This window comes from Helicobacter enhydrae, assembly GCF_001693335.1.
GTDB lineage: Bacteria > Campylobacterota > Campylobacteria > Campylobacterales > Helicobacteraceae > Helicobacter_G > Helicobacter_G enhydrae.
Map to the genome: position 1 here is coordinate 1,560,707 of NZ_CP016503.1, position 20,212 is coordinate 1,580,918.

Annotated in this window: 19 protein-coding genes and 2 tRNA genes; 13 read left to right on the forward strand and 8 right to left on the reverse strand. The window is 39.2% G+C overall.

Annotated elements, in window-relative coordinates:
- Window positions 1–23: 23 nt before the first annotated feature.
- Together thiM and thiD are read right to left on the reverse strand one after the other, a co-directional pair.
- A complete protein-coding gene (gene thiM / locus BBW65_RS07575; RefSeq protein WP_066341644.1) occupies window positions 24–803 on the reverse strand; it encodes a hydroxyethylthiazole kinase in 780 nt (259 codons plus the stop codon).
- Entirely contained in the window at window positions 800–1,603 is an 804-nt protein-coding gene (gene thiD / locus BBW65_RS07580; protein WP_066341882.1) for a bifunctional hydroxymethylpyrimidine kinase/phosphomethylpyrimidine kinase, read from the reverse strand. The genes thiM and thiD overlap by 4 nt, the downstream gene beginning before the upstream one ends.
- 1,136 nt (window positions 1,604–2,739) lie before the next feature.
- Between thiD and BBW65_RS07945 the strand changes: the two genes are divergently transcribed.
- Window positions 2,740–2,889 (forward strand): hypothetical protein, encoded by a 150-nt coding sequence (locus tag BBW65_RS07945; RefSeq protein ID WP_199919427.1) that lies wholly within the window; start codon window positions 2,740–2,742, stop codon window positions 2,887–2,889.
- A gap of 200 nt (window positions 2,890–3,089) precedes the next feature.
- Here BBW65_RS07945 and thiE read toward each other — a convergent pair whose 3' ends face one another.
- Together thiE and BBW65_RS07590 are read right to left on the reverse strand one after the other, a co-directional pair.
- Window positions 3,090–3,719 carry a thiamine phosphate synthase gene (gene thiE, locus BBW65_RS07585; RefSeq protein ID WP_199919428.1) on the reverse strand — a complete coding sequence of 210 codons (630 nt, stop codon included), beginning with the start codon at window positions 3,717–3,719 and terminating at the stop codon, window positions 3,090–3,092.
- Window positions 3,720–3,735: 16 nt separating this feature from the next.
- Entirely contained in the window at window positions 3,736–4,188 is a 453-nt protein-coding gene (locus tag BBW65_RS07590) for a low molecular weight protein-tyrosine-phosphatase (RefSeq protein ID WP_066341648.1), read from the reverse strand.
- Between the two features lie 126 nt (window positions 4,189–4,314).
- Here BBW65_RS07590 and BBW65_RS07595 point away from each other — a divergent pair, with 126 nt between their 5' ends.
- Together BBW65_RS07595 and BBW65_RS07600 are read left to right on the forward strand one after the other, a co-directional pair.
- Window positions 4,315–4,791 carry an ankyrin repeat domain-containing protein gene (locus BBW65_RS07595; RefSeq protein WP_066341649.1) on the forward strand — a complete coding sequence of 159 codons (477 nt, stop codon included), beginning with the start codon at window positions 4,315–4,317 and terminating at the stop codon, window positions 4,789–4,791.
- 145 nt (window positions 4,792–4,936) lie between these two features.
- The gene (locus tag BBW65_RS07600; protein ID WP_066341650.1) at window positions 4,937–6,373 is read left to right on the forward strand and encodes a catalase; all 1,437 of its coding nucleotides are present in this window, start codon (window positions 4,937–4,939) and stop codon (window positions 6,371–6,373) included.
- A gap of 63 nt (window positions 6,374–6,436) precedes the next feature.
- Here the strand turns inward: BBW65_RS07600 and BBW65_RS07605 are convergent, their stop codons facing one another.
- The 4 genes from BBW65_RS07605 to BBW65_RS07620 form a co-directional block, all read right to left on the reverse strand.
- On the reverse strand, window positions 6,437–9,079 hold the full coding sequence (locus tag BBW65_RS07605) for an autotransporter outer membrane beta-barrel domain-containing protein (RefSeq protein ID WP_066341651.1): 2,643 nt from the start codon (window positions 9,077–9,079) through the stop codon (window positions 6,437–6,439).
- A gap of 366 nt (window positions 9,080–9,445) precedes the next feature.
- Window positions 9,446–9,521 (reverse strand) — tRNA-Val (locus BBW65_RS07610).
- A 16-nt stretch (window positions 9,522–9,537) separates the two neighbouring features.
- A tRNA-Ala gene (locus BBW65_RS07615) sits at window positions 9,538–9,613 on the reverse strand.
- Between the two features lie 75 nt (window positions 9,614–9,688).
- On the reverse strand, window positions 9,689–10,654 hold the full coding sequence (locus BBW65_RS07620; RefSeq protein WP_066341652.1) for a transaldolase: 966 nt from the start codon (window positions 10,652–10,654) through the stop codon (window positions 9,689–9,691).
- Between the two features lie 116 nt (window positions 10,655–10,770).
- Here BBW65_RS07620 and BBW65_RS07625 point away from each other — a divergent pair, with 116 nt between their 5' ends.
- The 10 genes from BBW65_RS07625 to BBW65_RS07675 all read left to right on the forward strand — a co-directional run bounded on the left by BBW65_RS07625 (window position 10,771) and on the right by BBW65_RS07675 (window position 20,208).
- Window positions 10,771–12,696 carry a motility associated factor glycosyltransferase family protein gene (locus tag BBW65_RS07625; protein WP_066341653.1) on the forward strand — a complete coding sequence of 642 codons (1,926 nt, stop codon included), beginning with the start codon at window positions 10,771–10,773 and terminating at the stop codon, window positions 12,694–12,696.
- Window positions 12,697–12,754: 58 nt separating this feature from the next.
- Window positions 12,755–13,609 carry a menaquinone biosynthesis prenyltransferase MqnP gene (mqnP, locus tag BBW65_RS07630; RefSeq protein WP_066341655.1) on the forward strand — a complete coding sequence of 285 codons (855 nt, stop codon included), beginning with the start codon at window positions 12,755–12,757 and terminating at the stop codon, window positions 13,607–13,609.
- Between the two features lie 12 nt (window positions 13,610–13,621).
- Window positions 13,622–14,164, forward strand: coding sequence for a hypothetical protein (locus BBW65_RS07635; RefSeq protein ID WP_066341661.1), 543 nt, complete (start codon window positions 13,622–13,624; stop codon window positions 14,162–14,164).
- A gap of 3 nt (window positions 14,165–14,167) precedes the next feature.
- Window positions 14,168–14,698: a DUF6115 domain-containing protein gene (locus tag BBW65_RS07640; RefSeq protein WP_066341664.1), complete on the forward strand. Its 531-nt coding sequence runs from the start codon at window positions 14,168–14,170 to the stop codon at window positions 14,696–14,698.
- A gap of 5 nt (window positions 14,699–14,703) precedes the next feature.
- Complete coding sequence (locus BBW65_RS07645) at window positions 14,704–15,483, forward strand: phosphatidylserine decarboxylase (protein WP_066341666.1); 780 nt, start codon at window positions 14,704–14,706, stop codon at window positions 15,481–15,483.
- Between the two features lie 12 nt (window positions 15,484–15,495).
- A complete protein-coding gene (nadA, locus tag BBW65_RS07650; protein WP_066341668.1) occupies window positions 15,496–16,500 on the forward strand; it encodes a quinolinate synthase NadA in 1,005 nt (334 codons plus the stop codon).
- Window positions 16,497–17,342, forward strand: a complete 846-nt coding sequence (gene nadC / locus BBW65_RS07655; RefSeq protein ID WP_066341670.1) for a carboxylating nicotinate-nucleotide diphosphorylase — start codon at window positions 16,497–16,499, stop codon at window positions 17,340–17,342. Before nadA ends, nadC begins: the two co-directional genes overlap by 4 nt.
- A 332-nt stretch (window positions 17,343–17,674) precedes the next feature.
- Window positions 17,675–19,483 (forward strand): HAD-IIIC family phosphatase, encoded by a 1,809-nt coding sequence (locus tag BBW65_RS07665; protein WP_066341675.1) that lies wholly within the window; start codon window positions 17,675–17,677, stop codon window positions 19,481–19,483.
- Window positions 19,476–19,730 carry an acyl carrier protein gene (locus tag BBW65_RS07670; protein WP_066341677.1) on the forward strand — a complete coding sequence of 85 codons (255 nt, stop codon included), beginning with the start codon at window positions 19,476–19,478 and terminating at the stop codon, window positions 19,728–19,730. Before BBW65_RS07665 ends, BBW65_RS07670 begins: the two co-directional genes overlap by 8 nt.
- A gap of 4 nt (window positions 19,731–19,734) precedes the next feature.
- Window positions 19,735–20,208: a MaoC/PaaZ C-terminal domain-containing protein gene (locus BBW65_RS07675; protein ID WP_066341679.1), complete on the forward strand. Its 474-nt coding sequence runs from the start codon at window positions 19,735–19,737 to the stop codon at window positions 20,206–20,208.
- The last annotated feature ends 4 nt before the right edge of the window (window positions 20,209–20,212 follow it).

Genomic DNA, 20,212 nt, shown 5'->3' on the forward strand with positions numbered 1-20,212 from the left:
TTTTATAATCTCTTTGGCAAGTCTTATAAGATGACATAGCGTTGATACTGCTCAAAAAGGGTATTATCAAACACACTTAAGATATTAAGCAAATGTGTCCTAAAGTCCCCTAACAAGGCAGAGCGCACAGCACTCAATTCACTTGCAATCCCAAAGCTTACTAACGCATAAATCGCACTTTCAAACAAATCCTCATTGCCACCTGCAAAAACACCACAAAGTGAGGCACACATACAACCTGCACCGGTGATTTTGGTAGCAAGAGGAGAGCCATTTTCGATTTTGGCAATCTTGTTTTTTGAAATCACCCAATCGATTTTTCCTGTTACAGCTAAGATTCGCTTTGTTTGATGGCAATATTGCTGTGCTTTGACCAAAAATGTTTCACTCACAACTTCCAAGCTATCTGTGCCACGACTTTTTCCCTCAAGCCCTATCACCTTTGCAATCTCTGAAGCATTGCCTTTGATGATGCCTATACCCTCTGAATCCAAAAGCAAGAAATTAAGCATATCTCTTGATTTTGAAACGCCTAATGCAACAGGATCTAAAATGATGGGTTTTTTGAGTTGATGATATTGCTTAAGCGCTTCTTGCATTATTGCAATTTGATTCTTATTGAGTGTGCCAGTGTTTAAAACCAATGCATCACCTATGTTTGCAAAATCCTCTTGCTCCTCCAAAAAATCAGACATCATAGGACTTCCCCCCATAGCCAAAGTTACATTTGCACAATCATTGATTGTTACAGAATTAGTGAGATGATGCACCAAAGGATTGCGTGTTCTAATCCTATCAATCATAAAGCCCTCCTATAGAAATGATTAAGAGGACCACAGCCACTACCAAGATTCAAAGAATGCAAAATTGCACCATATACATATTCTTTAGCCTCCTTGATACTCTCTAGCAAATTTTTACCCAAAGCAAGATTGCTTGCAATTGCTGAACTTAGTGTGCAACCTGTGCCATGCGTGTTTTTTGTCGCAATGCGTTTTGCTTCTAAAAGATGAAATTCTAATCCATCAAAAAACAAATCATCAGCACTTTCTTTTAAATGACCACCTTTGAGTAAAACACTCTTTGCCCCCAAATCACAAAGAGCTCTGCAAGCATCTTTGCGTGTTGCCTCATCTGTGATTGTAAATCCACAAAGAAACTCAGCTTCAGGAATATTTGGGGTAAGGACATCAGCATAAGGCACAAGTGTTTTTTGCAAGAATGCACAATGCTCTGTAGGCATTAGGGCAAAACCATTTTTTGCAAACATCACAGGATCTAAAACAATATTTTGAGGCTTGAATTGTTCTAGATTATTCTTGAGGCATTCCATTAACTCACAGGTGCCAACCATACCAATTTTGACAGCTTTAGGTGGAATGTCTTCAAAAACAGCTTGAAATTGTTCATCTACGCTACTAGAAGGCAGATGCGCACAACTAATCACCCTTTTTGTATTTTCAGCCACCACGCTCAAAATTATGCTCATTCCAAAGAGATGATAAGCACTAAAGGTTTTCAAATCTGCTTGAATACCAGCTCCACCACTGCAATCACTACCTGCAATCGTAAGAATGGGGATGTTTATACTTTGATTTAACATTGAAGAATCCTTTTTGAAAAAATAAAAAGGAAGTTTTTGCAAGAAATTGAAAATCTGCATTACCAGACTTCTTTAAGGGTCGAAGTGAAACTTCCTCTCAGCAAAAGCTCCCCTGTCTTGACTTTGTGATCCAAAGTCCATTGGATTGTATCAAAATCAAGAATAACATTTCTGGTCTTTGGTGTGTTGCTTCTTTTTTGAAGTTGGGTTGTTGGGATTACGCCTTTTGGCAATTTTAGAATCTCTAGGATTCTCTTTCTTTGAGTTACTTTTGCAAAAGCACATTTTCTAGTTTTTCAAGCTTGGTTTGGAGTTTCTTTTCAAGTTGGCTTGAGCAAAGCACCCTTTATACAATTCTAGAATCCCCTAGCATCTCTCTTAAGGGGGGCAAGGGGAACTTATAGCAATCGTTCCCCTTATCCCCCTTAACAACCCCCATAACCCCAGCATTGCATTAGCAAGGCTCGTTCAAGATTACATTGACTTGGAATCTTTTTGGGTTCTACAAGGTTGGTTTGGTCAGCAGTTGTTTGTGCTTATATTGAAATAGTGAGGGTTTTGTATTTTTATGGTTTTTAAAAGATTGTAAAGAGATTCTAAGAATCTAAAGAATCAAGAATGCTTTCACAAAGATTCTAAAGATTCTAAGAATCTAGAATCAAAAATAAAAGCACAAGAATCAAAAATCAAAAAACCACCAAACACAATCAAACAAAAACATTGCACTCTATCGTTGGGTAACACACAAAAAGCGGGCAGGGGTTTGGGGGATTTTAAGGGGGATAAGGGGGGTGCCTCGCAATAAACCCCCTTGTCCCCCTTATAGAAAAAAACAAAGTGGGATTTGGTGACTAGAAAGCGTGCTTCTGCGAAAGCAATCCCAAAAGCAAGATTTCATCAAATTTGAAAAACCAAGAATCCGTGCTTCACTCAAACCAAGATTCGACAACCAAAGAATCACCAAAGAGTATAGAACCTCTCAATCCAACTTGCAAAGAAAGCCTCACAGATTCTAGAATCACTCAAAAGTGTGCTTTGGCAAAACCAATATCAAGCAAAAGAATCAGATTGCATTAGAATCTTTTGAGGTTCTGCAAGGTTAGTTTGGTCGGCGTTTGCTTTGCTTTTATGGCTTAGTGAGGGTTTTTGAAGTTTTGGTTTTGTATAATCATCTCTGTGTTGGAGAAGGACGCTTCCTTGTGAAAGGAGGTGGTAAGTATGGATTTAGTATTCCAGCTTATAAGGCTCTTACTAGCTTTAGCAGAGCTAGTGAGAGTTATTCTTGAGCTTTTGGCTCATCAATAATTAAAACAAGAGGCATTATACTCAATCTAGCCAAAGTTTTGATTGATTCTTCAACACAGCAAAAATATACAAGGAATAAAGTCCTGAAATGGAGGCTAGGTTGGGTGGAGATTCTCCTGCCTCTCCTTGTAAGTTTATCCCACACCATGCAACTTCACAACAATGTCGCAAATGCCGAGCTTCAATCCGTCGCAGTGATTTCTTGGACTGCGATTTTTAGAGCCTCTGTGCTTTCTTTGGGATGTTGAGATTCCATAATGGCACTCACTACGGCGATCCCATTTAGCTTGATTCCACTAAGTTGCTTGATATTATGCTGATTGATACCCCCGATAGCAACTACAGGCACAGGGGAATGCAGAGTGATTTGATGCAATGTGGCAATATCTACAATCTGTGCATCTGCCTTGCTTTGTGTGGGGAAAATCGCTCCCACGCCGATATAATCCACTTGTCGCACAAGGGCTAGTTCTGCTAGATTATGCACGCTTAAGCCCAAAATCTTATCTTCGCCTAATATCTCTCTTGCCTTAGCGATAGGCAAATCCTCCTGCCCGAGATGCACCCCATCCGCATCAATTGCCAAAGCAATATCCAGTCTATCATTGATAAGCAAAGGTTTTTGATAATATTTTGTGATCTCTTGCACCTTCAAAGCCAAGTGATAAAACGCATTTGCACTCAAATCTTTCTCTCGTAATTGCACAAGATCCACGCCACCTTGCAACGCAGATTCTATAATGTCCAAAAACACACTCTCATTTTTTGTGCCTTTTGTGGCGACAAGATAGATTTCGTAGGGATTCATCATTGATACCTATTGACGCCTATTGCCCAAAGCTAGAGTGTTTTTCAAGTATCGCCAAACTACCTTGCAATACGAGATTGTAAGTTTCATCAAAATCCCCAGAATACCAAGGATCAGGCACTTCTTCATAGCCTAGATTGGGGATGTAATCTGTAAGCATTGAAAGCTTATTTTGGTATTTTTGAAACTTAGAGGCAATCTCTCTATAGTTGCTCTTATCCATAGCGACAATAAGCGTGGCTTTTGCACACAAATCTTGAGTCAAAATCTTGCTTTGAAACCCTTTGGGGGCAATGCCTTTGGATTCTAGTTTCTCTCTTGTTTTGATGTGCATGTCTTCGCCATTATGATCTCTAATTAGCCCAGCACTCATCACTTCAATATCCAAATTTCTTTTTCGGATCAAATCTTTCATCACAAATTCCGCCATTGGCGAACGGCATATATTTCCCAAACAAACAAACAATATCATCAAAACTCCTTTAATTTTTCTAGTATTATATTTTGATTTAAGACTGACATACCCATCAAATTTCAATGGTTTTGCAAACATTCACCAAAAACTGACAAGCTACTTCAAAAATACCAAGGAAAACAAATGCAACAAAAACTAACTCTAGAAGAACAAGACAAGCTTGAAGAACTCTGTGCCTCTGCTTTTGATTTTGCACGACAAAATGACAAGGAATCCTTAGAAATCTTATTGAATGCGGGATTAAATGTCAATCTTGCAAATCACAAGGGCAATACCCTTTTAATGCTTGCAGCATATAACAATAGCTTTGAAGTAACAAAAATGCTTCTTGAGCGTGGGGCTGAAGTGGATAAAAGAAATGATAGGAATCAAACGCCTTTAGCAGGAGTTTGTTTCAAGGGCTATTATGACATAGCAAAATTGCTTGTGGAATATGGGGCAGATGTCGATGCAGACAATGGTATGGGACTTACGCCTCTTAATTGTGCGATTATGTTTAGACGCACTGAGATTCTAGAATTACTCCGTCAGCATTCCAAACAATCTCTAAGCTTTTTTCAAAAAATTGGGCTATGGTTTTTCAAAAAAATCAAAAAATGATAGAGCTATGTTTTTGGGTATGGGGGGGGGGTGAAATATTGGCTACAGGAATCAATGCTACTATTTTCTAAATGATAAAAATTATTATTTATTAACCCTTGCATTATAAGATTTTATCGCATCAAAAAAATACAAGGAGTCAGATATGAAAAAGATGACAACAGTCGCAGGAGCACCTGTAGGTGATAATCAAAATTCTATAACCACAGGAAAAAGAGGACCTATACTCTTACAAGATACTTGGTTGATAGAGAAATTAGCACATTTTGACAGAGAGAGGATTCCAGAGAGAGTAGTGCATGCTAAAGGAAGCGGTGCTTATGGAACTCTAACAATTACAAACGACATTACACAATACACAAAAGCAAAGATATTTTCTAAAGTTGGCAAAAAAACAGAGATGTTTTTGAGATTCTCTACCGTTGCAGGTGAGAGAGGAGCGGCTGATGCAGAAAGAGATGTTCGAGGATTTGCGATGAAATTCTACACAGAAGATGGGAATTGGGATCTTGTAGGTAACAACACCCCTGTGTTTTTCGTGCGTGATCCATTGAAGTTTCCAGATTTTATCCACACTCAAAAGCGTGATCCCAAAACTAATATGCGTTCAAACACTATGGCTTGGGATTTTTGGAGCTTACATCCAGAGAGCTTACATCAAGTTACAATTCTTATGAGTGATCGTGGAATCCCAAGAAGCTATCGTGAAATGAATGGCTATGGAAGCCACACTTATAGTTTCATCAATAGCAAGGGAGAGAGATTTTGGGTGAAATTCCATTTCAAAACCAGACAAGGTATCCACACTCTTACTAATAGAGAGGCTGAGGCTATTGTAGCTGTAGATCGCGAAAGCCACCAAAAAGATTTGTTTGAAAATATAGAAAAAGGGAATTTTCCTAAATGGGATCTTAAAATCCAAGTAATGCCAGAGGCTGATGCAGACAAGTATAAGCATAATCCTTTTGATCTTACAAAAGTATGGAATCACAAAGATTATCCTCTCATTGATGTAGGCGTATTAGAACTCAATAGAAATCCAGAGAATTATTTTGCCGAAGTAGAACAAGCCGCTTTCACTCCGGCAAATGTTGTGCCAGGCATTGGATATAGCCCAGACAAAATGCTACAAGGAAGATTGTTTAGCTATGGAGATACACATCGCTATCGCTTAGGTGTCAATCATCATCAGATTCCAGTCAATGCTCCAAAGGGCGTAGATTCTGTGGATAACACACATAGAGATGGCTTTATGCAACAAGGAAGATATGGTGGTGCGAGAAATTACAATCCTAGCTATTACAATGACTATGCAGAAGATGCTAGTGCATTAGAGCCACCATTACATCTCAAAGAAGCTGTGGCTAATCGCTACAATCACAGAGATGATGATGAGGATTACTACAAGCAACCCGGCGATCTTTATAGATTGATGTCTGATGAACAAAAAGAGGCTCTTTGCCAAAATATCAAAGAGGCAATGGCAGGCGTGCCAGTTGAGATTCAAAAAAGACAAGTAGAGCATTTTACAAAAGCAGATCCAAATTATGGTGCAAGAGTAAAAGAACTTTTAGGAATCTAGTCTCCCCCTTATCCCTTTGGTATAAGGGATTCCAACAAGCCGCAGACTTTAATCTTTTATTGTTTAAAACACATATCCCACTTTGAATCCTACGCTGTGTGTGGAGATTTGAGAGCCAAACTCACCAAGATAAGTGGCATTGATGAGAATGTTTTCTTTGAACTTCACTTCAAGCCCTGTTTCCATTGTCCCCATTATAGTGTCAAGATGATTGATGACATAGTTGCCATTATTTTTGAATCCAGAGGAGCCTTTGACTAAGCTTTTGATTTCTGTGTTGAGTGCTGTGCGGATACCCACTTTGAGCATAGGGAGCAATACCACATCAGAGACATTGAAATCTTTGGCATATTTTGCCTGTGCTACAAGATAAAAAGGTGCAAGTGTGTGTTTGCCGATACTTTGGTCTTTGAAATTTGAGTCATTGAGCGTGATGTCAGGTAGAGCGATGACTTCTTGGATCAATCCCATTTCAGGCGTGACATACCCATATCCTGTTGGCAAATCCACTCCACCCCAAACGCCCACACTCATCCCACCCGCAGTCACAGAATCACTTCTAGAGGTTTCAAAAGCATAATCATTCAACGAGAGCAATCCTGTCATTTGAGCTTTGATGAAAGGAATAAGGCTTGTGTATGAAAAATCATATTGCTTGAAAGGGATTTTGGTATGCACTCCAAAAGTCAAAGCTTTGTTTGAGATTTGCAATTCATTTGTGGTTTTGCCAACGCTTTGGTAATCAAAGCCAACATGCACACCTGCCAAGATTCCATTCTCAAACATTTTTGTAGCACCACTGATAAGCCCTGCAGAATATCCACTTGTGGGATCAAACCCCTCAAGATTGAAGCTTGAGTTTGCATAGTAGGGGGTGGCATAAACAACCCAGCTATTTTCAGCTTGAATATGTCTTAGGATGAACTCATCGCTTTGGCTATTTTCATTGGTAGCCCCTTCTTTTTGCCTCTCTGTTGTTTGGGTCATTTGGGCTTTGAGATAGTCCCCCATTGTCATTGAGTCAAACACAGAATCAAGTAGATTTTGTGTGCGTGTGGTTTGGGAGGTGAAAGCATTGATCATTTGGAATGCACTCAGAGCCAATGGGCTTTTGGTCGTCTCAAAATCCGCTTTGAAAAGATTGCCTTTGAAATGGAGGACATAGGTATCATCTGGCAAGTATATATTGCCTTTGAGGTAGTTTGCAAGGTCAGTGCTAATGTCATTGTTGTTGGCGTCTTTTATCGTTACGCCACTACCATTTTGTTTATTGATAAATTTCGACAAGTCATAATATTCCCCAAGCTCAAATCCCTCTCCCAGATACAATTCAAACGCTGATCCTGTTTGGGTGGCATTTGGGGTCACTCCTTGAGCTAGGGGTTGGGCTGTAGTATCTGCCCCCCCTAGCTTCAATGTGCCTTGAGTGCCTGTGATTTTCAAAGCACCATTTGTATTGTAATTTGTCCTACTTTTCAAAGACACTGCGAAGTTTTGGGTCAAGGTGACTTCTGTATTGGTAGTGGTGCCACTGCCAAAATTTAATACACCATTGATGATTCCTTTTCCTGTGTTTGTGAGTGTTACTTTTGTGCCACTACCTTGAAAGATGAGATTGCCTTGAATCGTTCCTGCGTTTGTGATTTTTGTTGTGCCACCTGCGAGAGTGATAGTCCCATTGATAACACCTGTTTTTTGATTGTCGATTGTGTTGTTATCGTTACCTTTAACATAGATTCCATATTTGCCATTATCACCTTCATTGATTGTTCCTGCATTGGTGATAATCAGTGTGCCTGTGCCGTTAGGATTACCACCTTGAAAAAAATTTGCACCCAAGATTCCACCTGTGATCACGCCTCCCTTTTCATTTATTATCGTTGCTGTGCCTGTGACTTCAATCGCTCCACCTGCTTTATCTGTTCTGTTGCTGATAATGCTTCCACTATTGGTAATGGTGAGTTTGGCACTAGTGTCATCCGTTTTATTATCATCTCCCGCAAGGATAATTCCATTGATTGAGCCTTTGTTAGTGAGGGCATTGTTGGTGCTACCTTTTACGGTAATCGTATATCCATTTACAGTCTGTGTTGAACCTATAATTTTACCCTCATTATTAATAGCGAGTTGTGCTTTTTCGCCACCTGTAATACCATAACCACTTGAGAAATCCATTGTGGCATTTTTCCCATTAAATACAGTGAGATTTCCAGTTGTTTCATTACCTGAGCCCCCAATAGTTTCTTTCCAAACTGCATTTGAATGGTTATAAACAGTAAGATTGGTTTTGTTTTGATATACCCGTAATACCCAAGAGCTATCTCTCCCTGCGTGTGTTCCTGTGCCACCATAGTTATGGATAGTGGCGTTTGTTTGTGTGCTATTTTGAAATGATAGGTATGGATAATCAGTACCACTTGGAATACTTTTACCTAAATTGGATATATCCAAATTTTTAATGGTTGTTATAGTGTTGTTGATAGAAATTTGCCCCCCTGTAGGATATTCACTAAAACTCGCATTTTCCCCAAAGATGATTTCTGTTTTACCACTTGTTTGTGTTGTAAAATTACTTGCAGTGATACCATTTTCAAATGTATGTGACTCAGCCCCCAAAGATGTGCTCAATGCTAAGACCAATGCAAGACTTGTCTTTTGCAAAACTTGTGTTGTCGAGGTTTGATTGTGATTGCGTAGTGGTAACATATTCACTCCTTATCGATGAAAGTGCTTTGATTGTAGCACAAGTGAAAATTAATTATTTGGGTAAAAAATGGTTTTTATGGTGAGAAAATACTAGCAATCTTTCCAAAAAGTAACAATTCTATATGGGCTTTGAGAAAAACGATCATTTACAGAGCATTTTTGGGACGAAACGACATACGACCCCCCCCTTTTTTTACCATTTTGTGTTTTGCAGGTTTCTCTCGCAAGTTGGCTCAATCGGCGGTTGATTCTGAGGAATGGATTGGGAGATTGGTGCAAGAGGCGATCTGGGCTCTAGTGAAATGTTTGTGCATTTGTTGAATGAAGTTGGATTGCGATTTTGTGTCTAGGCAAAATATGGAGAAATGGTGGCCACGATTGGACTCGAACCAACGACCACTACCATGTCAAGGTAGTGCTCTACCAACTGAGCTACGCGACCAAATAATGATGAAAAATGGTGGAGAATAGCGGGTTCGAACCGCTGACCCCAACGCTGCCAGCGTTGTGCTCTCCCAACTGAGCTAATTCCCCAAAGCCTGAAATTATACGCAACAAAACTTAATGTAACTTGAGTTTGAGGCATTTGCCCCCCCAAACCCAAGCATTTTATTGCGATTTGAGCGAGGATAAAAGCTCCTTGAAACTTGTTTTGAATGCTTCTAGCCCCTCTTGCAAAAGTCTCTCATACAAGGATTGTAAATCATAGGAGCCAAATTGGTCCATAGTGTTGGAGCTTGTTTTGATTTGTGTGTCGGGGTTGCTGCAATAGGCTTGGATCGTCTCAAGTGGGGCGGTGTTGATGCTGTTTGGGAGCAAAAGCTCATCGATGTAATAGCTTGGTTTCAATCCTCCGCCTTTGACGCCTGTGCTTGCAAATAGTGTGCGTGTGTGGCAATCCCCAAAATCTTGGATTTGCTGATAGATGTTTTTGGCATTTTGGATTCCAAGTTGGTGGGTGAGTGCTGGAGGAAGTTGTGAATCCAACGCACGATCAAGCCTTGAAACAAACACACTGATGACGCTTTTGGCTTGACTGCCGCCATCTCTTGCGTGTTTGAAAGCTTGCAAACATTTTTGTGCTTGAAGTGGAGCAAAAACAAGGGTTGCATTGATAGGTATATCGCATTTCAAAAGCTCCTCCATCGTTTCATAGCCTGCATTGGTGGCTGGGACTTTGATCATCACATTGGGTTCATTGAGAGTTGCAAAAAGTCTTTTGCCCTCTTTGATACTCTCTTGTGCGTCATCGCAAAAAAGAGGATCGATCTCGATACTGATGTATCCGTCGTTTTTGTCTTGATCCCACAATGGACGCAGGATTTGTGCTGCGGTCTTGATGTCCTCTAGTGCGATTGTTTCATAGATTTCTTTTGCAGATTTGTGTTGGAGTGAGGCGATTTGTGCTTTGTAAGCTTGAGAAGTTTTGAGTGCATTGGCGAAAATGCTTGGGTTGCTTGTCGCCCCATAGATTTTGCCCTCTTTGATGAGGGTTTTGAAATCAGTTTGCAAAAAATCCCGCTCGATGAAATCGCACCATAGGCTGAAGTTTTGGTTTTTGAGTTGTATGTGCATACAATATCCTTGAAAGTTGAGTTTGTGGATTGATTATAACGCAATAATGGAGAGGAGGGTTTGAATGTATTGCTACTTTGGGTAAAATCCACACATTTGATAGCCAAAGGATTCTCATGCAACTTCTTTCACAACTCTTGCAAACGCAAGATATCGATGCGATACAAAAGCGTTTGCAGGTCAATTTTGCAAACAATTTAGCTTTTTTCTCTGCAACTCATGCCAAACTTTATGAACATCTGATTTTGCCACCACAAGCATACAATCTCTATATCGATACATGCGGAATCAACATCATCAATCTGCAAACACAGGAGTTTGTCTATCCCAAAGAGGGAGACAGACATCTGATGATTGATGTCCATCTTGATCTAGCACGCTCACCGCTTAGCAACCCAAAATGGAGTGTCAAAAATAATCATATTTATTTCCAAAAAATGGATTTGGACACTTTTCCTATCACAGGGGGCGTGTGCAATAAAATGTTTGAGATTTTGGATGATATGGGTGGGGTGGGTGAGTTTCATCTGCCTAGCGATTTCCTCCCTTGCACGACGATTTTTGGAATGCTTGGGGGCTTGATGCTTGAGTTTTTGAGGGAAGAGGGGAAGTTTTTCCATTCTTTGATGATTTTTGAGGATGAGATTGATTTGTTTCGCGTGTCTTGTTATTTTGTGGATTATGCGAAGTTGTTTGAACAATGCTCTGAACACTCTTGCTATCTTTTTGTCAAAGATTTTGTGAGTGAGCATATCGTGCATAATTTTTTTGAAACCCATAAGGTGAGCAACAATTTTGTGCGTCTTGAGATAGCTCTGTATCATACGCCAAAGATTGAGAGTGCTAAACAGCTCATCGCACAGGCTCAAGCCAAAAATGCAAGAGGGTGGGGGAGCTTTGAAGATGAGATGATAGGGCTTGAAAACACTATCAAAAATCTAGCCAATCAGCATTATTTGATTCTTGAAAAACCCGCAAGGGTGGATATGCCTATTTGTGTCGTGGGAAATGGTCCAAGTCTTGATCTGCTTCTGCCTTTTGTCGCACAAAATCAAGACAGAATGATTGTGATAAGCTGTGGCACGGCTCTGAAGGTGTTGAAAAACTATGGAATCAAGCCAGATTTTCAGGTGGAGATTGAGAGGATTGATTATCTAGCAGATGTGTTGCGTGAGGCACCTTTGGGGGATACTGCTTTGCTTTGTGGCAATATGGTCAATCCTTTGGCACTATCTTTGGCAAAAGAAGCTTATATTTTTATGCGTGGGGGGTGTGGCAGTGCGTATATGAGTCGCGATGCTTTTGTTTTGGAGTTGAGCTCTCCTTTTGTGGGCAATGCAGGAGTGGCTCTAGCATCGGCATTGGGGAGCGATGTCATCCTTTGCGGTCTAGATTGTGGCTATATTGAGGGGCATAGCAAACACGCTCAAGGAAGCTACTATGGAGATGAGGGGGTGCAAATACCCAAAGACGCCTTTGAGGTGAGGGGCAACAAAGACAAAAAGGTTTTTTCAAATGCGATTTATGCACTCTCTAGCAAAATGATGAGTTTGGCTTTTGGCTATTATAAGCCCAATTTGGTGCTCAATCTTGGGAGCGGGGCTTGGATCGAGGGGAGTATGAGCGTGGAGGTCGGTAGCTTCTCGCTCAAAGAAAAAACCAAAGATGAGAAACAAAAAGCCATCGAGCAAATCAAATCAATGTTTGCCCCAAATGTGGATTCTGTAGATTTTGGGGCTTCTTGCAATCGCGTTTTTGATTTTGTGCAAGAGCTTAGGGAGATATTGAGGACACACATCACAACCAAACCCGAGCTTTTTGCCCTCATCGATAGAATCAATGCAAAATGCTTCGCCAAAAGTGCCAGTGATCCTTTTGTGGGGATTTTGCTTGAGGGGAGCGTGTATCAGATGTTGCAGAATCTAATGATGTGCGTGTTGCATTATCCGCATTTGGATATTTCCAAACTTTATGTGCGATGTGTGGATGAGGTGTTGATCGCACTTGACAAAATGGCAATGCGATTGAAGATGATGCTTTGAGAAAATGTGAGTTTGAGTTAAAATGATGTTTTGAAACGCAAATCCTTGAGGGGTAGTGATGTTAAAGAAAATCAAAGATTTTAATGAGCTTGTTGCATTTGAGCATACGATTTTTTCTGTACCTTTTATGTTGGTAGCCCTTGTGTGTGCCTCCTTGCAAAAGAATCAATCGATGTGGATGGGTGCAGATGTTTTGATTTTGTGTGCTTTGGCATTGGTTTTTGCACGCAATTTTGCGATGGCTTTCAATCGCTATGTAGATCGCGATATTGATGCACTCAATGAACGCACTCAAGGACGCCCAAGCGTTGATGGGCGTGTGAGTGAAAAACAAATGCTAATCCTTATAGTTTGCAATGCTGCGGGGTTTATTTTGGTAAGTTTTTTTATCAATCAGTTGGCTTTTTTGCTTTCTATTCCTTTTTTGTTTATTTTAGGAACTTACTCTTTCATGAAGCGTTTTTCTTACCTTGCACATTTAATGTTAGGTTTAAGTTTGGGTCTTGCACCAACTGCTGGAAGTATCGCTATATTGGGGGATATACCATTGTGGTGTATCGCACTCTCAATAGGCGTATTGTTTTGGGTGGCTGGTTTTGATTTGCTGTATTCTTTACAGGATATTAAATTTGATCAAAAGCATAGACTTCATTCGATTCCAGCAATTTTTGGTGAGGGCAAAACGCTGAAAATTTCAAGAGTGTTTCATAGCTTGACTATTTTGTTTTGGTTTATTTTTATGCAAGAGTTTGGGTTTGGGGTGGTTGCATATATTGCCCTGATAGTTTGTGCGTTGATTTTGCTCTATGAACAATGGTTAGTCAGTAGGGATTTCAAAAATATCCCCAAAGCCTTTTTTGTCACAAATGGTTATTTGGGCTTTGTGTTTTTGTGTGGCGTAATGCTTGATTGAGGAGTGAATAGAATGGAATTTTTAAGAGAGTGTCGAGAGTGTGGTATTGAAACCCGAATCGTTGAGAGTGCATTAAAAGTCGATGTCAGACAGGTTGAAAAAATTGGCGGAGAGACTTATGAGGAATATATCCAGCTCAATAGAGTGCAGGAGAGTGGGATTGAAAGATGGCTCAAACACGCTAAGGGTAGGGATTATGATGGAGATGAATTGATGCTTGATTTGCTTGTCGAGATGTTCAAAAAGATAGAAAAACTAGAAAAAATGCTCGCACAAACTCAAGACAATCTGCTAACTTTGCATCAGCAGATCACAACTTCTCATATTGGGCATGGGGTGCTGTGCTTCCAAGAATCGGTTTTGAAAAAGGGCGGGATTTATTATGGTCGTTTGTTTTTGCCGTTTTTCCCAGAAAAAATTATGCCCTGCTATTTACAAGCCCATAGTGCACAAATTGCAAAAATTATCAAAATGGGTGACTCAAATACGCGACAATATGACACTTATGTAGTAGAATGCGAGCGTATTGGAATTCGTGCTAGAAGAGAGGGATAATGAATGATATGGATTGAGCAAAATTTGGGGATTGTGTTTAGTGTTTTGATTGGCATTGCATCGTTCCTTATTTTGCTTTATGTCCATATCAAAGATTCGGAAACTTCCAAGCGTTTGGATAAGTTTGAAATCTCTATAGACAATCTGCACGATGAGGTCTATAAGCTTCAAAAAATGATCAAAAAAATACAAGGGGAACAAGAGGAGAAAACACTTGAGATTGTCCATCAAGTGGAGGCTCAAACCAAAGATATGATTTCCACTTCACTCAGTCGCACTTATGAGCATTTGGAGAGTATCGAACAAAGGGTGAATGATGAAATCAAGGTCGCGGTGGATAATTTGAGTAACCTTGATGATAAGATTAGAGGTTTGGAATTTTTCTCAAGCAATGCAAATGGCGTCGATGAGAAAAAGATTTTGAGCCTCATTGATGAAGGAAGAAGTGTGGATTATATTGCCAAAGCTTTGGGGATCACAAGGGGTGAGGTGGAGCTTTTTTTGCAACTTTCAAATATCACTTATAAAGGTTAAATCAAATGAATAAAAAAATCTCAAGAATCTTTGGAAAATTTGCCTCCTATCCCTTTCCGACGCAAATCCAGCAAAACATCAATCAAGCCTATGTCAAGCTTTTCAAACTTGATATGAGCGAGTTTGATGATCCCAAAAATTACAAAACGCTCAATGCTCTTTTTACGCGTGAGCTCAAGAAGCATCGTGCGTTTGATCAATCTCAAGATGTTTTGATTGCACCTTGTGATTCTTGTGTGATGGAGCAGGGGAGGGTCGAGCACAATAAGGCATTGCAAATCAAAAAGATGACTTATTGTGTGAGCGAGTTTTTGGGCGAGGTGATCGATCAAGGATATTCTTATCTGAATCTTTATCTTTCTCCTAGAGATTATCATCGTTTCCACGCCCCTTGCGATATGGAGATCGTGGAAGTTAGATATTATGGAGGGGAACTTCTGCCTGTCAATCCCCCCTCATTGCGTAAGAATCATAATTTGTTTATTCGCAATGAGCGTGTGGTGGTCGTCGCACGAGATAAAAATGGTAAGCTTTTGTATTATGTGGCGGTGGGGGCGTTGAATGTGGGGCAGATTGTTTTGCATTTTGAGCCGCGATTGCAGACAAATGCCAAAGCAAATGAAAATCTCCATTTTGTCTATGAAACCCCGATCGCACTGAAAAAGGGGGTCGAGATGGGAATGTTCAAAATGGGTTCAACGATTGTGTTGTTTGCTCAAGGCATTGATTCTCAAGTGCAAACTCATCAGAAAATTAGATTTGGTGATAGAATCGCCATTTTTTAATCGGAGATTTTTATGCAGAACAAAATCAGAGCTTTGATTGATAGACTTGATGGGTTGCTTGTGGCACATTATTATCAAAAAGACGAAATAGTTCAGATTGCAGATTTGTGTGGGGATAGCTTGGAGCTTGCGCGCAAGGCGAGTGAAAGCTCAAAAAGTTTGATTGTGTTTTGTGGGGTGGGGTTTATGGGGCAGAGTGTCAAGATTTTGGCTCCCCAAAAGCGTGTGATTATGCCAAAAATCGCCTGTTGCTCAATGGCAAGAATGATTGATAGTGAATATTATGATGAAAGTCTTGCATTGATGGAGGAGTATGGAATCAGCAGAAATGAGATTTTCCCTATGACTTATATCAATTCTAGTGCAGAAGTCAAAGCAAAAGTAGGGGAAATGGGGGGAGTGGTTTGCACGAGTGCGAATGCGGGGAAAATCTTTGAATACGCCCAAAAACAAGGCAAAAAAATCTTTTTTTTGCCTGATCGGTGTTTGGGGCTGAATCTTGCAGATAAATATCACATCAAATCGGCAGTTTTGGGGGTTTCTAGCAAGGAGGAGGTGCTTGAGGCTAGCGTGATTTGCTACAATGGATTTTGCTCTGTGCATCAGCTTTTTACCCTCAAAGATATTGAGTTTTATCGTGAAAAATTCCCTGATATTTTGATCGTCACACATCCTGAATGCACTCCTGAAGTGGTGCGAAATTCTGACTTTGTGGGCTCAACAAGTCAAATCATCGCTTATGTCCAATCTCTAAGCCCCAATCAAAGAGTGGCGATCGGAACGGAGTTTAATCTCGTCAATCGTTTGCGTCAGCCTTATAATGGGGTGAATTATACTTATGTGCTTTCTGCGACAAAGCCTGAATGCCCCACGATGAATGAAACTTCTCTTGAGGATATTTATAGGGTTTTGCAAGCTTACAAAATTGGTGAATTTTGCAATGAGATTAAGATTTCTCAAGAGACTGCGGTGTTTGCAAAAAAGGCTTTGGATAAGATGATGGAACTCTCGCTATGAGCTTAGGGCAGAAATATTTCTCACAGCAGATTCAAGCATTTTTGCAAGAGGCTCTAGATGAGGATTGGGGGAGGGGGGATTTGTTTGAATTGATTGCTCAAGATAGGGAAGTTCAAGCAAAAATCATTGCCAAGAGTAGTGGGATTTTTTCGGGCGAAAAGTATCTTGGTGTTTTGTGTGGAATGGTGGGGGTTGGTTGCAAGTTTGAAAGACACGATTGTGAGGCTTTCAGAGAGGGGGACACTCTAGTGGAGTTGAGCGGTAGTAGTGTTATGATTTTGAAAATCGAGCGTGTCGCACTCAATATTTTGCAACATAGTAGTGGTATCGCAACTCAAACTCATACATACGCCCAAAAAATCAAAGATTATCCTGCAAAACTTTTGGACACACGCAAAACACGCCCATTACTTAGGGCATTGGAAAAGTATTCTGTGCGGAATGGTGGGGGATTCAATCATCGTTTTGGGCTAGATGATGCACTGATGCTCAAAGACACACATCTAAAATGTATTCAAAATCTTGCAAAATGTATCAAAGAAGCAAGGGACAAACTGCCGATGACAACCAAAATCGAAATAGAATGTGCGAATCTGCAAGAGTGCCGAAGTGCTTTTGAGGCAGGGGCAGATGTCGTGATGTGTGACAATATGGAGCCTGTGGAGATTGCAGAAGTTGTGAGGCTAAGGAATGATTGCTATCCCCATATTTTGCTTGAAGCAAGTGGAAATATTACTTTGGATAATATCCAAGAATATGCCAAAACAGGCGTGGATTATCTCTCAAGCGGGAGTTTGATACATCAGGCAACTTGGTTGGATTTGAGTTTGAAAATTTTGTAGTTTGCTTGTGGTTTTGATATACCTGTTGAGGTTTGTGGAGATAAAATTTATCTACGCAAAGTCTAAGTGCCTTTGACATCTTGTGCAGGTTTTGCGAAAACTCATATCAAATATCGTTTCCCTTTTTCTTACAAGAAGCATCAGGTGAAGCTTAAAAATAGATTTGCTATGCTTGAGAAGTTTGAAATGCCACAAGGTGATAGGTATTTAAAATCTGTGATTAAAAAATGTAAGTTGAGATATAATAAAGACAATACAAAAATGTTTTGACGAAAGTTAATCAAATTGATAAAAGAAATCCTTCTAGATTATTTTGAAACCAAAGGAATATAATGCTTTTTTCTTATCCACTAGATTGCGATTTGCTTAGATTGAAAAAGAAGGCATTAAAAAGGCAACTTTTAGATTCTCTAACAGATTCTAGCATACAAAAAAATATTGCTATTTTGGGTGGTTCTAGCACGAAAGAAGTGCGTGATATGCTTGAGTTGTTCTTGCTTGATAGTGGAATCGTGCCTAAATTTTATGAGAGTCAATACAATAAATTTTATGAAGATGCGATTTTTGAAAATGATGAACTAGATGCCTTTAAGCCAGATATAATCTATATTCATACAACTTTTTTTAATTTGCGTTTTGATCATACCGAATTTGAAAAATATCAAAATATTTGGCAGAGTTTAGATAAAAAATATCAATGTGCTATAATCCAAAACAATTTTGAATTACCACCCTATAGAATTTATGGCAATCTTGATGCGACTTTATCAAATGCAAAAACTCATTATATCAATGCTTTAAATGCTGATTTTAATAAAACTATTTGTGAGACATCAAACCTTTATCTCCACGATATTTGCTATCTTTCTGCAATGTTAGGATTAGAAAAATGGTATGACTTCTCTTTGTATGCAAGGACAAAATATGCCCTAAGTCTTGATTGCATACCCCATTTGGCGTGGAGTCTTAGTCATATCATTAAAGCAATTTTTGGAATCAGCAAAAAAGCTTTAGTGCTTGATTTGGATAATACACTTTGGGGCGGTGTGATTGGTGATGATGGCTTAGAAGGCATACAAATTGGGACAGAAACGGCACTTGCAGAAAGCTATACCTATTTTCAACAATATGTTAAAGAGTTAAAAGAACGCGGTGTTATATTAAGCGTGTGTTCCAAAAATGATATGGAAAATGCTAAAAATGGTTTTAGTCATCCTGATTGCATTCTTAAGTTAAAGGATTTTGCAAGTTTTCAGGCAAATTGGGATTTGAAAAGTGAAAATATCAAAACAATTGCACAAGAAATCAATATAGGACTTAATGCACTAGTCTTTATTGATGATAATCCTATGGAGAGAAATTTGGTAGCAACAAATTTACCAAGTGTTGCTGTGCCAGAATCTCATCCACTTCGAAATGATTTTTTAATAGAGGGGCAAAAAACAATATCTATACCCCCCCCACTTAGATTAGGTGAAAATGTATTTGATTTTATTACACATATTGATAGAAATGGTTATTTTGAAAGTGTTTTTGTTTCACAAGAAGATATTGATAGAAATGCCTATTATGAGCAAAATAAAGCAAGAGATGAGGCAGTAACAACATTTGCACATTATGAAGATTTTTTGCAAAGTTTGCAAATGAAAGCAGAGATTAAGCCATTTCATACGCTTTATATGGAACGCATTGCACAACTCACTAACAAAACAAATCAGTTTAATCTCACCACCAAACGCTACACTCAAGCAGAATTAGAATCCATTGCCAAGAATCCTAATTTCATTACACTTTATGGGAGACTATGCGATCGTTTCGGTGATAATGGATTAATTGCATTGCTAGTAGCAAGAATTGTGCAAAATTGTGCCCATATTGATTTATGGCTTATGAGTTGTCGTGTGTTAAAGCGTGGAATGGAATATGCGATGCTTGATTCTTTGATTGAATATGCAAAAGAAAAGAAAGTTGAAATACTTTTGGGTTATTACTATAAAACGCAAAAGAATGCGATGGTGGCTCATCTTTATGAAGATTTTGGATTTGTTCTAAAAGAGCAAAATGGGGATGACAGCATTTGGCAGCTAGAAATCAGTAAATACCAGCCAAAAAAATTTTTTATAGGAGTGAATAATGACTAAAGAAATACTTCATGCACGAGTGCAAGATATTTTTAGAGATATTTTTGATGATGATGAACTCATTATCACAGAATCTAGCAATAGTGAGGAAATTGAGGATTGGGATTCTTTGAATCATGTTAATTTGGTCGCATCGATTGAAAAAGCATTTGGTATTAAGTTTGCACTAGGAGAGCTTCAGGAGCTTAAAAATGTTGGAGAAATGCTAGATCTTATTTTGAAAAAGATAGGGGAAAAAGAGGGTTGATTGGATGAATGCTTATGCATTTGATGAAATCCATATAGGACATACAGAAAGCTTTGAGATTTGTATAACAAAAGAAAAAATGGATAGTTTTTTGCGTATTACAGGCGATATTAATCCTATGCATTTGGATTCTCAATATGCTAAAAAAAGTGGTTTTGAATCACGCATTGTATATGGAATGCTTAGTGCGAGTTTTTTATCAACATTTGCAGGAGTTTATTTACCAGGTAAATTTTGTCTTTTGCATGAAGTGGCATTGAAATTTTCAAATCCTGTATATGTTGGCGATACGCTAAAAATTACAGGCAGAGTAAGTGAAAAACAAGAAGCTTACCAGCAAATTACTATCAAGATGATTATTGAAAGGATTCAACGCGAAGGTGGCGGGGGGGGGGATTTATGTGTAAAAACAAAAATTGCCAAAGGGTATATTAAGGCAGGTGTTTTGAAAAATTGTGATAATGAGGAGGAGAGTTGAAAGA

What these genes read in the sequence shown, in the direction of transcription:
- thiM (WP_066341644.1), bottom strand. Translation starts at nt 803, where the DNA reads ATGATTGATAGGATTAGAACACGCAATCCTTTGGTGCATCATCTCACT.
- thiD (WP_066341882.1), bottom strand. Translation starts at nt 1,603, where the DNA reads ATGTTAAATCAAAGTATAAACATCCCCATTCTTACGATTGCAGGTAGT.
- thiE (WP_199919428.1), bottom strand. Translation starts at nt 3,719, where the DNA reads ATGATGAATCCCTACGAAATCTATCTTGTCGCCACAAAAGGCACAAAA.
- BBW65_RS07590 (WP_066341648.1), bottom strand. Translation starts at nt 4,188, where the DNA reads ATGATATTGTTTGTTTGTTTGGGAAATATATGCCGTTCGCCAATGGCG.
- BBW65_RS07595 (WP_066341649.1), top strand. Translation starts at nt 4,315, where the DNA reads ATGCAACAAAAACTAACTCTAGAAGAACAAGACAAGCTTGAAGAACTC.
- BBW65_RS07600 (WP_066341650.1), top strand. Translation starts at nt 4,937, where the DNA reads ATGAAAAAGATGACAACAGTCGCAGGAGCACCTGTAGGTGATAATCAA.
- BBW65_RS07605 (WP_066341651.1), bottom strand. Translation starts at nt 9,079, where the DNA reads ATGTTACCACTACGCAATCACAATCAAACCTCGACAACACAAGTTTTG.
- BBW65_RS07620 (WP_066341652.1), bottom strand. Translation starts at nt 10,654, where the DNA reads ATGCACATACAACTCAAAAACCAAAACTTCAGCCTATGGTGCGATTTC.
- BBW65_RS07625 (WP_066341653.1), top strand. Translation starts at nt 10,771, where the DNA reads ATGCAACTTCTTTCACAACTCTTGCAAACGCAAGATATCGATGCGATA.
- mqnP (WP_066341655.1), top strand. Translation starts at nt 12,755, where the DNA reads ATGTTAAAGAAAATCAAAGATTTTAATGAGCTTGTTGCATTTGAGCAT.
- BBW65_RS07635 (WP_066341661.1), top strand. Translation starts at nt 13,622, where the DNA reads ATGGAATTTTTAAGAGAGTGTCGAGAGTGTGGTATTGAAACCCGAATC.
- BBW65_RS07640 (WP_066341664.1), top strand. Translation starts at nt 14,168, where the DNA reads ATGATATGGATTGAGCAAAATTTGGGGATTGTGTTTAGTGTTTTGATT.
- BBW65_RS07645 (WP_066341666.1), top strand. Translation starts at nt 14,704, where the DNA reads ATGAATAAAAAAATCTCAAGAATCTTTGGAAAATTTGCCTCCTATCCC.
- nadA (WP_066341668.1), top strand. Translation starts at nt 15,496, where the DNA reads ATGCAGAACAAAATCAGAGCTTTGATTGATAGACTTGATGGGTTGCTT.
- nadC (WP_066341670.1), top strand. Translation starts at nt 16,497, where the DNA reads ATGAGCTTAGGGCAGAAATATTTCTCACAGCAGATTCAAGCATTTTTG.
- BBW65_RS07665 (WP_066341675.1), top strand. Translation starts at nt 17,675, where the DNA reads ATGCTTTTTTCTTATCCACTAGATTGCGATTTGCTTAGATTGAAAAAG.
- BBW65_RS07670 (WP_066341677.1), top strand. Translation starts at nt 19,476, where the DNA reads ATGACTAAAGAAATACTTCATGCACGAGTGCAAGATATTTTTAGAGAT.
- BBW65_RS07675 (WP_066341679.1), top strand. Translation starts at nt 19,735, where the DNA reads ATGAATGCTTATGCATTTGATGAAATCCATATAGGACATACAGAAAGC.